Source organism: Pseudomonas sp. CH61, assembly GCF_059429415.1.
The window spans coordinates 3948754-3963830 of sequence record NZ_CM182098.1; the positions used below are offsets into that span (position 1 = coordinate 3948754).

The window sequence follows — 15077 nt, forward strand, 5'->3', positions numbered from 1 at the left end:
CTTATTAGATGCAGCGCACGCAGCGCCAGAAAGTCTTAGCGAAGGGCCTTCCACGCGGCCACGTAGGCCTTGGCGTTCACTGCCACCTGCTCCGCCGTCATGCCCGGCTTAAACAGACCGGAACCGAGACCGAAACCTTTCACGCCAGCGTCGATAAACGCCTGCATATTGTCCGGAGTAATGCCACCGACCGGTGCCAAAACCGTGCCGGCCGGCAACACCGCGAGCCAGGCTTTGACGACCGCCGGGCCCATCTGCTCGGCCGGAAACATCTTGAGAATGTCCGCGCCCTCCTCCAGTGCCGCGAACGCTTCGGTCGGTGTGGCAACGCCCGGCGACAGGAACATCCCCGCCGCTTTCGCCGCGCGCAAGACCTTGGCGTCGCTGTGCGGCATGACGATCACTTGGCCGCCGGCTTCTTTCACCAACCCGACCTGTTCCGGGGTCAACACCGTGCCGGCACCGATCAGGCAATCGGCGGGCAAGGTCGTGCGCAGGATGCGGATACTTTCGTACGGCGAAGGGGAATTGAGCGGTACTTCGATGACGCGAAATCCGGCGGCATACAGGACTTCTCCGACAGCGGCAGCTTCCTGCGGATGCAGGCCACGCAGGATCGCGATCAGACCGTTTTGCGCCAATGCTTGCTTGAGCATGTCAGGCCTCCAGTCAGGGTTAACGGGATGAGGAATCGATCAGTCCGGCGGCCAGCGCCAGTTGCCACAGACCACGCTCGGTGGCCTGCTCGGCCAGCGTCACGTTGGCGAAACCGCAGGCATCGAGGGCACGGCTATAGCGCGCGCAGAGTTGCGCGTTGCCGATGAGGATGATCGATGGAAGATTCAGGTTGTTGCGACGACGCCGCTGAACGATGGCGAGCGCGGCCAATTCATGGCCGATCATCAGGCCGGACAGATAATCCGCCTGCGCGGTCGGGCTGAGTTCGCCGGTCAGTCCCAAGGTACGGGCGCTGAATAAGGTCGACAGCACGCCAAGCTCACCGTCCGTCGACTGCGCAACCTGCACACCGCGGTCAAACGCCAGAGCATCGAACGTCGCGCCTTGCTTCAGGGTTCGGCCAAGAATGCTGTGTTCGCTGAGCACGGCGAACACTTCGCCGGTCATGAACGTATCGAAATGGGTGATGCAGCCATCGACCACGTCGACCCATTTCGAGTGGCTGCCCGGCAGGCCGATCAACAGATCAGCACCCGCCTCGACCGGCAGATTCTGCAGGACGCCAAGGACTTGGGTTTCTTCGCCGCGCATCACGTTAGGCAGACGCGAACGCTGAATCACGCCCGGCACGATATGCACCGCGGTGCCGCGCAGACTGATCACTGTTTGTAGGGAGTTTCCGAGATTGGCGACGTTCGCCGGCGTCTCGCAGTAGGCCGCTTCACGCCAGCCCTGCGCACTGCCGACCATGCCGCAGGCAATCACCGGCAGATCCGGCTGCGCATCGAGCCAATCGCCGCACGCCTCATCGAACGCCAGTTCAAAACCATCGGCGCATTCGCGACCGTTGATGACTCGCGGAGTCTTCGGCAGTTGCATGATCCCGGACGACAGCGCGCGCTGCTCCAGCACCACACCGCCCGCCGCGAGTTTGTAAGCACGTAATGAGGTCGTCCCCCAGTCGAGCGCGATCAATTGCGCCAGCATCGCTTCACCTGTTTTGTTTTTGGCAGTGAGTGCGATGGACTATAGCCCTCCCAGACGGGAAATCTCAATATGTAATTTTGCATCCCACATTATGGGACAAAGCAATCATTGCACGCGCTGCTGTTCAATGACGTGTACGAGGTCAGTTGCTGGAATCAGCATTGACTTCGAATAGTATCCCCCGAATGAGTAAGCTGAGGTAAACACTCTGCAAGAGACGGCGTTACGTTCATTTAATAATGCCAGCAGTTCTTCCGCGCTCATGAAAACATTTGAAACGCCCTCATCCTCCTTTCTCACTGCGGACAATCTAGACGTATAAATATGGTCTAAACCAGACTTATCGGCGTCAACCTCAACAAGATTACCAACAAAATAATTGGTCAATTTATCGGAGTTTTCAAATTCAAGCTCTTTATCCAGAGAGCAAAACAATGTTTCACCCAACTGTGTTTCTCCCGTCGCATCCTTAAAAAAATTCAACACATCGGTCTTCGAACTAAAGCGAACATTCCAAGACAAACTATCGCCCCCTGTAGCGACAGAAATGAATTCAATCTCGGTATCAGGAAGAATCGGCCGCTTGGCACAAGAACTACATAGAAGCATCGTAAGCAGAATAAATAGCCGTATCATTTTTTCGATTCCAAATATTGAGTCACTCGCTCATAAACTATATCGCACGCAGACTTTCCACTTTGAAGTTTGGAGGCGAACAGCATACCTGCTTGCCGGTGATTCGCACTGACCGCCTCATTTATATTCGGTCCAGATGTCATGATCCAGCGCTCTCCCAAACTGGCAACAGTATCTGAATCGTCTTTTTCCTTGGGGGATGCCAATATATTTATCCAGTAATCTGCCACGGGCTTTGGCGTCGTAAAATAGATATCAGAGAACATCCATACACCTGTACCACCGCCAACAGGATCGAGTGTTACCAACATCTTGACTGTATAACCTCGTTCTTTCAAAATCGAGGTCAAATGTGCACCATTCCACCCCCCAAGGCTATGACCAACAATCACAAGATAAACCGTCTTATCACCTTTTAACGGGCGTATTACATACTTCTCGATATCCTTCTCACCGCGAACATCCTTATAGCTTATATAAGGCAAATTAACGTCGAGCTTTTGTTCCGGAGACAGTCTGTTCGACAACTGATTCCACGCATTTTGCACGTTATGATGAGGAGGTTCATTCTGATAATACTCCTCTTTATCCCCAGCACCGCCAATAAAGAAAACGGCTACCTTTTTCACTTTGACAGTAACTTGCTTGACGCTCTGGTCAGTCTTGCAGGTCAACTCATGACCAGCCACTTCAGTTTTGCAGTCTCTGAGTGCAGGATTTTCGACTTCCATTTCGATCACTCTACAAACAATTTAATAGTTTCAGCCAAGTGAGAACTCACCATATGGGTAAAGCCCTGCTCATTGGTGATGCCATGTTCTATGCGCCCATCACCTCGCTGGATCGCATACGGATGATCGGGGATAGGCTCGCCAGTCGCCTCGTTAACCACTTGCAACCTGTCCGTAAAATGCACCGGCATCGGCAGCAATCCGCTAAACGCTGCCCCGCCGCCACTCTGGCCGATAATCACCGTCCCCGAGCCACCCACCACGACATTGCCGTGGCCTCCGGTGCTGTCGAGCGTGGCCGCGTTCAGGCCGTTGATGAATACGGTGCCGGAAACGGCGCCGGTAATCGGGCTGCCGCACGCCGATTTATCGGTCATGCGCGCGGCGGCGAGGCCGTCGAAGAAGACGTTCGGCGAGCCGGAGGCAATCGGGTTGGTGCCATGGCCTGGCAATGGGCAAGCGGTCGGGTCGGTGACGCGTGCAGCAGGTTTACCACTCAATTCAAAGCTCCTTGCTTCAGGGGTTCCGGGTGCGGCTGGTGGAGATCGACTTCGGTCGCGGCGAAGCGCCAGCGGTTGTCGACGGGGTCGAACAGGGCGTGGCAGTGTTCACGGCTGTCGGGGGATGTAGCGATCTGCAGATGTTGCCAGGCTTGATCGACATGCCATGCCAGCTCGGCAGGCGTCGCGTCATCCAGCTCGTTGAGCCAGGCGTTGTAGTTGCGCAGGTGATTGCGTTCGTAAGTCGATTGCAGCAAATCGGCCATTTGTGTGCCGAGGTCGAGATGATGCTGGGCCGTCCACTGGCCGATCTCGGAATAGACGTACCAGCCCATCGGCATCAACCCGCCGTCCTTGAGCAGCGAATGCCCGGCAGGGGCGACGAAACCACAACAGATGTGCAGCGTCAGCCAGCCCTGATGGGCGTCGATAAACGCCGTCGGATCGAAGGTGCGCAGCGCTATCACGCGGTACTCGGCGAGCCCGGCGCTGCGGGTCATCAACTCGGCATCGAGGCGTGACACGAACGCACGAATGGCTTTGCCGCCCGTGCTGTTTATCGTGCACAGAATGTCGACCGGTTGGCGCTGGGGGTTGTCGCTCAAGCCTGAGTTTTTCACCAGGCCATACAGACGCATTGTCGCCCGTAGTCCGCTCATCGCCGGTCACTCATTGACGCAGCGAAGGCTCCACAGGCGTGGAGAAGTTGTGCCAGAGGCATTGCAGGTATCGTCCGTGAGCACGCAAAAATGGCGCGTAGAATGCCGGACTAGAGCGCTGGCGACAATCGAATTACTGCCGGATTGCCATCATCGTGTTCAACCCTCGGCAAACTCACGCAAAACCTGGCCATCCATGCGGTAGCGCACCCACTCTTCCTGAGGTTGCGCGCCGAGGGATTTGTAGAATTCGATCGCCGGGGTGTTCCAGTCGAGCACGCTCCATTCGAAGCGGCCGCAGTCGTTGTCGCAGGCGATTTTTGCCAGGTGGCGCAACAGGGTTTTGCCGGCACCGCCGCCGCGTTGTTCGGGGGTGATGTAGAGGTCTTCGAGGTACAGGCAGTTGCTGCCGAGCCAGGTCGAATAGCTGAAGAAGAACACCGCGAAACCGATCGGCAAACCATCGCGCAGGCAGATCAGACCGTGGGCGGTGGCGCCTTCGCCGAACAGGCTGCGTTCGATGTCGGCGACGCTGGCGATGACTTCGTGACGGGCCTTTTCGAAATCGGCGAGTTCAGTGATGAAGGCGAGAATTTGCGGGGCATCGCTGGGGGTCGCCGGGCGGATGTCGATCGTCATGAACGGGCCTTGTCGGAAAAAGGAAAACGCCATACTAAGGTGGTGAGCGGCGCTCGTCACATGGCAAAACACACACTACCCTGCGCAATGTTGCAAACACTGCAGTTCCCTGTGGGAGCGAGCCTGCTCGCGAAGGCGTCCTTTCAGTCACCTGCATTGTTGATTGACAGACAGCATTCGCGAGCAGGCTCGCTCCCACAGGGACTTCGACAACCTGAAAGGATGCTTATGAATCTTGAGTTTTTTACACCCGTGGAGGCACTGGCAGCAGAGTTGCTGCCGCACGCATTGGAGCCGTCCGACGACGGCGCCCACGACCTCGCCCACTTGCAGCGCGTCTGGCACAACGTGCGTACGTTGCATGAAGAAGAAGGTGGAGATCTTGAGGTGCTGCTGGCCGCCGTGCTCTTGCACGATTGCGTGGCCGTCGAGAAGAATTCACCGCTGCGTTCGCAGGCTTCGCGGCTGGCGGCAGATAAAGCTTCGTCAGTGCTGGCCGATCTGAACTGGCCCGAAGAAAAAATCGCCGCCGTCGCCCACGCCATCGAAGCCCATAGTTTTTCCGCCAACATCACCCCGCTCACCCTCGAAGCGAAAATCGTCCAGGACGCCGACCGCCTCGACTCTCTGGGCATGCTCGGCGTCGCCCGTACCTTCTACATTGCCGGGCGCATGGGCTCGGCGCTGTACGACCCGCAGGATCCCGAAGCGAAACAGCGCGACTACGACGACAAACGTTTTTGCCTCGATCATTTTCAGACCAAACTGCTGCACCTCGCCGACGGTTTCCAGACTGCCGCCGGCCAGCGTCTGGCGCAGGTCCGTCATCAGCGTCTGAAGGGCTTCATGGAGCAGTTCAAGGAAGAGATCGGTCTCACCTGATACGTTACTCCGGCGCACAGCAATCCTGACTTCGCTAACCTCAGACCTAACCTGCGCGCCTGACGTGTTAAACAGACGACGCTGAATTTTTCCGGTCAAGGAACCGCGTCATGTCGCCAGCAACACCCAAGGTTTCAGGCAAGCTGTTCGGCCTGCTCTGTCTCGCCAGTTATCTGCTGTCGCTGTCCTACGGCTCGACGTTTTTGTTGTCGCTGCTGATCGCTTCTCGCGGTGGCAATGAACACGATGCCGGCAGTGTGATTTCGGCGGCGATGCTCAGTACGTTTGTCGCGGTACTGGTGTCCGGGCATTTGTCGGACTGGCTCGGGGCGGCGCGTTCGATTGCGGTGTTCGGGCTGTTGCTGGTCGCGGCGAGTCTGGGCTTTGCGCTGACGCAGGGGGTCGGCCATCTGCTGTTGTTTTTTGGTTTGTTGTTGGGATTGGGTTGGGGCGTTTTCTATACGTTGGGGCCGATCATCGTCGCCAGTCTGGTGACGCCAACGCAACGAGCGAAATACTTTGCGCTGTTGTCGGGCAGCATGATGACCGGCATCGGCAGCGGCCCGTTGCTAGGTCGTGCGGCGAGTGCAGTGGGTTTGCCGGTGACCTCGGCGTTTTATCTGGCGGCACTGGCGAGCCTGGTTGGCGTGCTGTTGTTCTGGCAACTCGGGGCTCGATTGAAAAGCACGCAAGTAACCTCGGCCGCAAGAATCACTTGGCGAGCGACCACCCAAGTGCTCGGCTCGCGCGCACTGTTCCCGATCATCATGGTCGGTCTCGGCGGATGCGTGTTCGGTGGTCTGTCGAGTTTCCAAACCAGCTATGCCACCGCCCGCTCGCTGGATTACTCACTGTTCTTTCTGGGTTTCATGGGGGCGGCCATCAGCAGCCGGATGTTGATCGCAGGTTATGTGGTCAAACGTGATCCGCTGCGCGCGTCGTGTCTGTTGTCCGGACTGATGCTGGCTTCGATTGTGCTGTTCGCGTTCGGCGTGCACAGCGGCTTCAGTTATCTGCTGGCAGCGATGATGCTCGGCGTCGGTTATGGCCTGACCTATTCGGTGATCAACGGTTTGGCGGCCAACGAAGCACCGGCCGGCACCACGTCACAGGCCTTGTTGCTGTTCAGTCTTGCGTACTTTATCGGTGTGTTTGGTTTCCCGTTGCTGGCCGGGAAAATCATCGTTGAGCACGACATGAGCACGCTGCTTTTGACGGTTTTGATCGTCGCGTTGGCCAACTGGTTGATTACCCTTGGCCGCTTGCTCTGGCGGCGGATCAGTCTGAAAGCCGCGCAGGCAACCTAGACCGTTCGTCGCTGATCAGGCACCAATCCGATCACAGGGCAGACCAACGACAGGTAAGGATTCCAATCACTGGAGACGCCCTATGATCCCGTCAAGGTTGACCGCTTTCGTATTCAGCGCCCTGCTCTGCCCTGCGGTTTTCGCCGCATCCGCCACCGCTGCGGGCACTGGCCCTACCGACCCGACCCCGCCAAGAGCCCCCGCCATCAATAGTGCCCCCGGTATGAACACCGATGGCTCGGGCGTGCCTTTGATCAATCAGCCTCCTGCGACCGGTACTGATCCGCGCACCCAGGGCAGCGATCCGGGCCGTCAGGGCGGCATGAACACCCCCGATGCCCCCGCAACGCCAGACAATGCTGGCCCCGGCATCGGCTCGAAAACCACCACCGGTGGCTCCGGTTCCGAAGGCTCCGGTCAGTAGTTCGCCGACGCGAGCGTCCTATTCAATCCAATGAAGAGGTAACCATGAACGTCGATAAAAACCTGGAAAAAGAAGTCCTCACCCGCCTGCTGCACGCCCATCCGAGTGGTCTGGGCAAGGAGGTTTTGGACAATTACCGGGGCGAGAAAGTCGTGGCCAGCGCCCTCGCTGCTTTGCAGGATCGTGGACTGATTCACCACGGGCATGTGACCTGCAACGAGGCTGGCGAGCATTCGTTGAACCTGCCGATCAAGCTCAGTGCGGCTGGCGTTGAGGCCGCGCGCAAGCTGGATCTGCAGTAGTCCTGCGGCCGCTCGTTGCCGATGCGGCGAGCGGTATCCAGGATTGAATTGTGTGTTGAAACTAATTGCCCTTTCGCGAGCAGGCTCGCTCCCACATTTGAAGTGCATTCCATTGTGGGAGCGAGCCTGCTCGCGAAAGCTATCTATCAGGCGTCGCCGGACTCGCGGATAAATGCATCCACTTCAGCCGCTCCCGGCGAAGTCGCCGGCCCCCACCGCGTCACCGCCAAAGCTGCCGCCGCATTCGCCCGTCGCGCTGCTTTATGCGCTGTCAAACCCTGCGCCAGTCCCGCGACAAAGACGCCGGCATGGGCATCGCCGGCACCATTGCTGTCCACCGCTTTCACAGCAAACCCCGGCACATGCCGACGCTCGTCACCTTGATGAATCCAGCAACCCTGCGGCCCGTCCCGCACCACCATCAGCACTTCTTTGGGCAAATGCTCAGCGAGACGATCCAGCGCCACGCCAATATCATCAGCACCAGTAAACCGCAACGCTTCAACACTGTTGCTGGTCCACACATCGATGCGTGGCAACAACGCCTGCATCATCGGTGAATCCGGCGACTCCACCAACGGGCCCGGATCGAACACCACATTGATCGTCGCCGGCAACGCCAACGTCCAGTCGAGCAACGCTTGGGCCTTGCCTTCGTGGAGCAGGCTGTAGCCGCTGAGATAAACGTAATCGCCCGCCTCGGCCGGCACGCTGTTCAGATCTGCCTCATTCACCTCACCTTCAGCGCCGATGTAGGAAATGAAACTGCGCTCGGCCGACGCATCGGTCAGCGCCACACACAAACCGGTGTCTTTCTGTGCCGTTTCGGTGATGCCGATGTGAATTCCCTCGGCATTCATCGCCTGACGCGCGAGATCGCCGAAACGCCCACTGCCATGCCGACCGAGATACACCACCGGCAGGCCATTGCGCACCGCCGCCGCCATCACGTTGAAACCGCCACCCGCTTCGAAACCCGCCGACTGCGCCAGCACGTCACCGCCAATCTGCGGCAGTTTATCCACGGCCATGACCAGGTCGATGATGACCTGGCCGGTGTGCAACATCTTAGGCATGAGCATTCTCGGTTTGCGCGGCGCGGCGATCTTTCGCCCCGCCGAGGACGAAGTAAATGCCACCAGCGACGACGAAGGTCACGATCCAGCCGAGGCCGTTGTGGCCCAGCCAAGAGTCGGACAGGAAGCCTTTGAACCAGACGTTTTCAGCGGTGGTGCCGATGGTGGTGAAACTGAAGCCGAGGACGATGGCAATCGCCCACGCGCCAAATGCGCGCCATTCGATACCGCCGCGATACCAATAGGCGCTGCTCGGGCTAACGTCGAGCAGGTCTTTCGGGCTGTAATAATGACGGTGAATCAGGTCAACGACGAAGATCCCGACCCACGCAGTGATCGGCACCGCCAGCAGGGAAATGAAGGTAATGAACGGGCCGTAGAAGCTGTCGGCGATCAGCATGAAGTAGATCGAACCGGCGAAGATCGCGACGATATCGACCACTACCGCGTAGACGCGTTTGACCTTGAGGCCGAGAGTCAGCGTGGTCAGCCCGGCGGAGTACACCGACAGGTTGTTCGACAGCAGCAAGCCACCGAAAGCGGTGATCAGATACGGCACCGCCATCCAGGTTGGCAGCATGTCGCGAATTGCCACGATCGGGTCAGTCGCCGAGGCGAGGTCGTTGTTGCCCACCGAGAGCAAGCCGCCGAGGGTGATCAGCAGCACCAGCGGAATACCCGCGCCGAATGCGGCAGACGCGACCAGACGCACAGCCTTGACGCTGCGGTGCTGATAACGCGACATGTCGGCGCCAGCGTTGGCCCAACCGATGCCAGTGCCGGCGGCCATGGTGCCAATGCCGATGATCATTGCGCTCATCGGCGCCGGCGTGGCGTTGAATACCGCGCTCCAGTCGATGGTCGCGCAGAGGAAGCCGCCAACGAGAATGTTCAGCGCGCCGAACACGTAGGTCGCCCACTTCTGGATCACCAGCAAGGTCGCATGGCCGAGGCCGGACACCGACAGGGTCAGCAGGACGAAAATCGCGATGAAGATCAGCGTCAGTATCGGCGCACTTTTCGCTTCGACCGGTGAGCCGAACAGAATCGAGCACAGCGACAGCAGCACGAAAGCGGCAGTGGTGGTGTTGACGGTTTCCCAACCGAGACGCGACATCAGCGAGACCAGCGTCGGGCCGATATTGCCGCGCACGCCGAAGATCGCCCGCGACAAGGTCAGGCTCGGCGCGCGGCCACGGCGACCGGCAATCGAGATGATCCCGACCACCGCGAACGAACCGGCAGCACCGATGATCGCGACGATGATCGCCTGCCAGATCGCCAGCCCGCGAAACGCCACCAGCGTGGCACCCAACGGCAACCCGAGGATGGAAATGTTGGCGGCGAACCAGACCCAGAACAGTTGCAGCGGATGGCCGTTGCACTCGGCTTCCGGCACCGGTTCGATGCCGCGGGTTTCCAGTTGCCCGGCGCTTTGCCCGGCGTTTGATGAACTCATGAAGGTGCTCCTGTTTGCCTTTTTTGTGGTTGTGGCAATGATGCAAAACGACAAGACATCGCGGCCGTCCTCGGCCTGTCTGCGCGGTCCATTGCGGGTTGAAAATTCGAAATTTGCGGTGCGGCCTTCGCGAGCAGGCTCGCTCCCACATTTGGACTTGTGGCGTTCACATAACCCCTGTGGGAGCGAGCCTGCTCGCGAAGACTTCGGCTCGGTCAACGCAAGGCCAGCAGCCCCTGCACCAACGGCTCAAGCTCCAGATGATTGACCGCTTTCACTGTATCGATCATCGGCACCGGCCAGCTCTCAAGACCCAGGCAGGCCCCCAGCATGGCGCCAAGAATCGCCGCAATGGTGTCCGTGTCACCGCCAAGGCTGGCGGCCATGCACAGTGCATCAAACGCGCTCATCTCACCGACGGCCACTTGCTGTGCCAGTGCGAACGAAACCACCACCGATTCCTGCGACGCCACCGAAGTGCCGATCACGTCGTAGAGCAGATCCGCGAGCAGTGCCTTGTCGCTATCGACACTGATGGTGCGCGCCCAACTAATGCGCGAGGCGATACGCCCACCGGCGACCCAGTGCCCGTGCACCTCGGCTTGCTGAGCGATTTGCTGGCCGAGGTTCAACGCCTCGCCCAGATCCAAGCCATTGATGCCAGCGGATACCACCGCCGCCACCGCCGCCGCGCTGGAAATCCCCAACGTAGTGTTGTGGGTGACCTGACAAGCCTGCACAACCGCCGCAATAAAGCGTTGAGGATCGGCAACATCTGCCGCGATCCCCACTGGCGTGATGCGCATCGCCGCGCCATTGGTGGTGCCGTAACGCCCGGCCTCTTCCGGCGAGTGCCCGGCGAGGATCATTTCGATCGCGCGTTTGGTCGACGGCCCGAGTAAATCCTGCGAGCCCTTCGCCTGCATCTCGGCTTCCCACTCGATCAGGCGTTGCGCGAGGATTGCCGGTTCGATGCGGCCCTTGCCTTCGACCAGCAATTCGCCGACCAGAATCGCCTGTTCGGTGTCGTCGGTGATCGAGCCTTTGGGCATGTTCGCGGCGATCGGCTGCAAGGGGCCGGCATCCTGCAAATCGGTGATCTGGCCGAAGCGGGTCTTGATGGTTTCGCGGTTCAGCGATTGGGTCGGCATGCCCAGCGCATCACCGAGGGCCAGGCCGTAGAAAGCGCCGAGGGCACGGTTGAGCGCGGTCATTTCGATTCTCCAAATTGCAGGTGCAGACGGAAATGCACCGGATCGAGCAGGCTTTCGACCAGCTCCATGAAACGGTTCTGGCGGTCGTAAGTGGTGCGCAACGCCTTGAGGAAAACCGTGCCGGCCGGGCGCCCGAGCAGTTCGGCGTCTTCGGCATTCAGCGGTTCGGCGCCGATCCATTGATCGCCGCGCTCGCCGATGTAGCCGTACGCGGCCAGGGTGATGGTCAGGGAATTGTCGATCAGACCGACGCGCGGCAGGCTTTCCAGGCCGCCGGTCGCCGGCATCAAAGAGCGTTCAAGGGAGACCAGCGTGCCTTCGTTGGAGCGGCGGCGACGGTCGAGGGTGATGAATTGGTCAGTGCCGAACCGCGAAAGCAGGTCTTGCCGGGTCACGGCTTCCAGACGCAGCACTTCGGTATTGATCATCGCCCCGCTATCGGCCAAGGCCTGCGCCCAGCCGCTGCGCTGGTCGAGGGCGACACCGTCGAAGGTGACGATCGAGCCGACGCCGCTTTGCGTGGCGATGTAATTGCGCCGTTTCAGTTCGGCCAGCGCTTCGCGCAGCGTGCCGCGGCTGACTTGGAATTCTTGAGCCAACTGATGCTCGCCGGGCAATAGAAAACCGTCCTCCATGAGGCCGCTTTCGATGCGCCGGACGAGCTCGTCGACCACCCGTTGTTTCTTGTCAAATCGTACCTGTCTAATCATGTACAAATTGATACCCGAAACGGGTGTGGGCGGGCAAGGGAAATTTAGGGGAAGAGACAGAAGGTTGAAAGTCAAAAGCACCCTCACCCTAGCCCTCTCCCGGAGGGAGAGGGGACTGAATGGGGGATGCTCAAGAAGTTCGCCGACCTGAAAGTGCTTCGCCGAATCCACAATCGACACGAAAGTGCTTTTCCGATTCCATAATCGACTAGGTCTTTCAAGTCGATGCAGGACGCAAAACACCTCGGTCGGCCCCCTCTCCCTCCGGGAGAGGGCTGGGGTGAGGGGCTCTTGATTCTAGCGTTGCTTCAGTCGGTCAATGACCACGGCCAGCAGCAGGATCGACCCACGAATCACATACTGATAAAACGTGTCGATATTCTTCAGGTTCATCGCATTCTCGATGATCGCCAAAATCAACACCCCGGCAATCACATGCCGGATCATACCAATCCCGCCGCTCAACGACACCCCGCCCAACACACAAGCCGAGATCACCGTCAGCTCAAACCCCTGACCAATCATCGGCTGCCCCGACGTCATCCGCGACGCCAGAATCACCCCCGCCAACGCACCGATCACGCCATGCACGGCAAAGATAATGATCTTGGTCCGGTCAACGTTCACACCCGCCAGCAGCGCCGCTTCCTGGTTGCCACCGATGGCCATGGTGTTGCGCCCGTAGGTGGTGTAATTCAGCAGCCAGCCAAAAAACAGAAAGCAGACGATGGTGATCAGAATCGGCACCGGCACGCCGAACAACTGGCCATTGCCGAAGACAAAGAACGATTCCTGCGACACGCCCACCGCTTTGCCGTTGGCAAAAATGTACGCCAGACCACGAACGATCTGCATGGTCGCCAACGTCGTGATCAAGGCATTGACGCGCAACTTGGCAATCACGATGCCGTTGATCAGCCCGACAATCAGGCCCATCACCAACGCCGCACTGACCCCGAGAAACACGCTGTTGGTGTCACGCATCACCACCGCCGCGACCACCCCGGCGCAGGCAATGACAGAGCCCACCGACAAATCGAAGTGCCCCGATGCCAGGCAATACAACATCGTGCACGCCGCGATGCCGGTGGTGGAAATCGCCAGGCCAAGGCCGCGCATATTCAGCGGCGAGAGGAAGTTGTCGATCAGCAGCGTGCAGGCAACGAAAATGCCCACAGCCGCCAGCAACATGACCCAGTCATCAAGGAAGCGCCGCATGTCCAGCGGTTTGCGCTCTTTGGGCAGGGTTTCGTTTTGGGTTGTCATCATAGTCACCTCTCAGTTCGCCACGCCGTCAGCGCGGTGGCGCGGCAGAGCCAGTTGCAGCAGGTTGGATTCATTGGCCTGGTCACGGCTGATTTCGCCGCGCAGGGCGCCTTCGCAGAGCACCAGAATGCGGTCGGAAATGCCCATCACTTCCATCAGATCGCTGGACACCACGATCACCGAAATACCCTCGGCGGCGAGGTTATGGATGATCTGGTAGATCTCAGCCTTGGCGCCGATGTCGATGCCGCGCGTTGGTTCGTCGAGCAGCAGGACCTTCATCGGCATCGACAGCCAGCGACCGAGAATGGCCTTCTGCTGATTGCCGCCGGAGAGGAATTTGATCTGCTGACCGGCGTGCGGGGTTTTCACTTTCAGCGCCTTGATCTGTTTGTCGGCGTTGTCCTTTTCCCACAAACCACGAATCAGGCAACCGAGACCCGAATGGGCGCCGCGCGCACTGATGTTGATGTTTTCGGCAACGCTGGCTAGCGGGATGATGCCTTCCTTCTTGCGATCCTCCGGACACAGCAGAATCCCCGCGGCAATCGCGTCGCGCGGTGAGCGCAGTTTCAATTCATGACCGCGCAATTCGAGGCGTCCGGCGGTGTTGCGTTCCAGCCCGCTGAGCAGGCGAAACAACTCGGTGCGCCCTGCCCCGACCAGTCCGAACAGGCCAAGGATTTCACCTTTGTGCGCCTCGAAACTGATCGGTTCGCGCAGGCCCGGGCCAAGCAGCCCAGATACCTTCAGCGCCACGGCGCCGCGTGGACGATGGCGATAATCGTAGATGTCCTGAATGTCGCGCCCGACCATGCAGGTCACCAGTTGATCGTGGCTCAACTGGCTCATGTCCTCGAAAGTGCGCACGTAGCGACCGTCCTTGAACACCGTCACCGCGTCGCAGATGCGGAACACTTCTTCCATCCGGTGCGAAACGTAGAGCACGACTTTGCCCTCGTCGCGCAAGCGGCCGATGATCGCCATCAAGCGGTCGATCTCACGGGCCGAAAGACTGCTGGTCGGTTCGTCGAAAGCGATGACGTGAGCACCACGCGACAGCGCTTTGGCGATTTCCACCAATTGCCGCTGGCCGAGGGACAAGCGCCCGACTTTGGTCTGCGGATCGATTTCATCGGCCAGACCTTTAAGGCAATTCAACGCTTGCTGGCGCAGCGCGCCGCGATTGATCAAACCGAAACTGGCCGGCAGATGGCCGAGAAACAGGTTCTCGGCGACGGTCATTTCCGGCACCAGATGCAGCTCCTGGTGAATCACCGCGACACCGCTGCCGATGCTGTCAGCCGTCGACTTGAACGCCATGGTCTGCTCGCCGATCTGCAACTCGCCACTGCTCGGGATGTAAGCACCACCGAGGATTTTCAGCAGGGTCGACTTGCCGGCGCCGTTCTCGCCCATCAAGGCGTGAACCTGCCCCGGATGGGCGACGAAACTGATCGCGTCCAGCGCCTTCACTCCGGGAAAGGTTTTGCCGATCCCGTTGAAGCGCAGGCTGCCGCTGGCGCTGTGTTGTTGTGTTTGTACTTGCGCGTGCATAAAGCCACCTCTTCACACCGAAAAACGGCCGGGCTGCCCGGGCCGTCGCG

The 15077-nt window shown here is 59.3% G+C and carries 17 protein-coding genes; 4 read left to right on the plus strand and 13 right to left on the minus strand.

Annotation, left to right across the window (positions count from 1 at the left end; all coding sequences use genetic code 11):
* Positions 1-35: 35 nt before the first annotated feature.
* From AC5SEM_RS17625 to AC5SEM_RS17655, 7 genes are all read right to left on the minus strand, one after another.
* Positions 36-656 carry a 2-dehydro-3-deoxy-6-phosphogalactonate aldolase gene (locus AC5SEM_RS17625; RefSeq protein WP_495470929.1) on the minus strand — a complete coding sequence of 207 codons (621 nt, stop codon included), beginning with the start codon at positions 654-656 and terminating at the stop codon, positions 36-38.
* A gap of 19 nt (positions 657-675) precedes the next feature.
* Positions 676-1665, minus strand: coding sequence for a 2-dehydro-3-deoxygalactonokinase (locus AC5SEM_RS17630; RefSeq protein WP_495470930.1), 990 nt, complete (start codon positions 1663-1665; stop codon positions 676-678).
* 105 nt (positions 1666-1770) lie between these two features.
* The gene (locus AC5SEM_RS17635; RefSeq protein WP_077574054.1) at positions 1771-2301 is read right to left on the minus strand and encodes a hypothetical protein; all 531 of its coding nucleotides are present in this window, start codon (positions 2299-2301) and stop codon (positions 1771-1773) included.
* Positions 2298-3032: an alpha/beta hydrolase family protein gene (locus AC5SEM_RS17640; protein WP_077574055.1), complete on the minus strand. Its 735-nt coding sequence runs from the start codon at positions 3030-3032 to the stop codon at positions 2298-2300. The genes AC5SEM_RS17635 and AC5SEM_RS17640 overlap by 4 nt, the downstream gene beginning before the upstream one ends.
* 5 nt (positions 3033-3037) lie before the next feature.
* Positions 3038-3532, minus strand: coding sequence for a PAAR domain-containing protein (locus AC5SEM_RS17645; RefSeq protein ID WP_016986005.1), 495 nt, complete (start codon positions 3530-3532; stop codon positions 3038-3040).
* Positions 3529-4191, minus strand: coding sequence for a hypothetical protein (locus tag AC5SEM_RS17650; RefSeq protein WP_495470931.1), 663 nt, complete (start codon positions 4189-4191; stop codon positions 3529-3531). The genes AC5SEM_RS17645 and AC5SEM_RS17650 overlap by 4 nt, the downstream gene beginning before the upstream one ends.
* Before the next feature lie 159 nt (positions 4192-4350).
* Positions 4351-4830 (minus strand): GNAT family N-acetyltransferase, encoded by a 480-nt coding sequence (locus tag AC5SEM_RS17655; RefSeq protein WP_038364457.1) that lies wholly within the window; start codon positions 4828-4830, stop codon positions 4351-4353.
* 228 nt (positions 4831-5058) lie between these two features.
* On the opposite strand from AC5SEM_RS17655, the gene AC5SEM_RS17660 reads away from it, so the two are divergent.
* The 4 genes from AC5SEM_RS17660 (at position 5059) to AC5SEM_RS17675 (ending at position 7745) form a co-directional block, all read left to right on the plus strand.
* A complete protein-coding gene (locus AC5SEM_RS17660; RefSeq protein ID WP_495470932.1) occupies positions 5059-5712 on the plus strand; it encodes an HD domain-containing protein in 654 nt (217 codons plus the stop codon).
* A 110-nt stretch (positions 5713-5822) separates the two neighbouring features.
* Positions 5823-7019 carry an MFS transporter gene (locus AC5SEM_RS17665; RefSeq protein WP_495470933.1) on the plus strand — a complete coding sequence of 399 codons (1197 nt, stop codon included), beginning with the start codon at positions 5823-5825 and terminating at the stop codon, positions 7017-7019.
* A gap of 82 nt (positions 7020-7101) precedes the next feature.
* Positions 7102-7443 (plus strand): hypothetical protein, encoded by a 342-nt coding sequence (locus tag AC5SEM_RS17670; RefSeq protein WP_008085503.1) that lies wholly within the window; start codon positions 7102-7104, stop codon positions 7441-7443.
* 44 nt (positions 7444-7487) lie between these two features.
* On the plus strand, positions 7488-7745 hold the full coding sequence (locus tag AC5SEM_RS17675) for a hypothetical protein (RefSeq protein WP_016986009.1): 258 nt from the start codon (positions 7488-7490) through the stop codon (positions 7743-7745).
* 146 nt (positions 7746-7891) lie between these two features.
* Here AC5SEM_RS17675 and AC5SEM_RS17680 read toward each other — a convergent pair whose 3' ends face one another.
* The 6 genes from AC5SEM_RS17680 to araG form a co-directional block, all read right to left on the minus strand.
* Positions 7892-8821 (minus strand): PfkB family carbohydrate kinase, encoded by a 930-nt coding sequence (locus AC5SEM_RS17680; RefSeq protein ID WP_495470934.1) that lies wholly within the window; start codon positions 8819-8821, stop codon positions 7892-7894.
* Positions 8814-10280, minus strand: coding sequence for a purine-cytosine permease family protein (locus AC5SEM_RS17685; protein ID WP_116030460.1), 1467 nt, complete (start codon positions 10278-10280; stop codon positions 8814-8816). The genes AC5SEM_RS17680 and AC5SEM_RS17685 overlap by 8 nt, the downstream gene beginning before the upstream one ends.
* Positions 10281-10495: 215 nt before the next feature.
* On the minus strand, positions 10496-11494 hold the full coding sequence (locus AC5SEM_RS17690; protein WP_495470935.1) for an ADP-ribosylglycohydrolase family protein: 999 nt from the start codon (positions 11492-11494) through the stop codon (positions 10496-10498).
* Complete coding sequence (locus AC5SEM_RS17695) at positions 11491-12204, minus strand: GntR family transcriptional regulator (RefSeq protein ID WP_495470936.1); 714 nt, start codon at positions 12202-12204, stop codon at positions 11491-11493. Before AC5SEM_RS17695 ends, AC5SEM_RS17690 begins: the two co-directional genes overlap by 4 nt.
* A gap of 297 nt (positions 12205-12501) precedes the next feature.
* Entirely contained in the window at positions 12502-13470 is a 969-nt protein-coding gene (gene araH, locus AC5SEM_RS17700; protein ID WP_026000669.1) for an L-arabinose ABC transporter permease AraH, read from the minus strand.
* Between the two features lie 12 nt (positions 13471-13482).
* Positions 13483-15027 (minus strand): L-arabinose ABC transporter ATP-binding protein AraG, encoded by a 1545-nt coding sequence (gene araG, locus AC5SEM_RS17705; RefSeq protein ID WP_495470937.1) that lies wholly within the window; start codon positions 15025-15027, stop codon positions 13483-13485.
* Positions 15028-15077 lie beyond the last annotated feature (50 nt).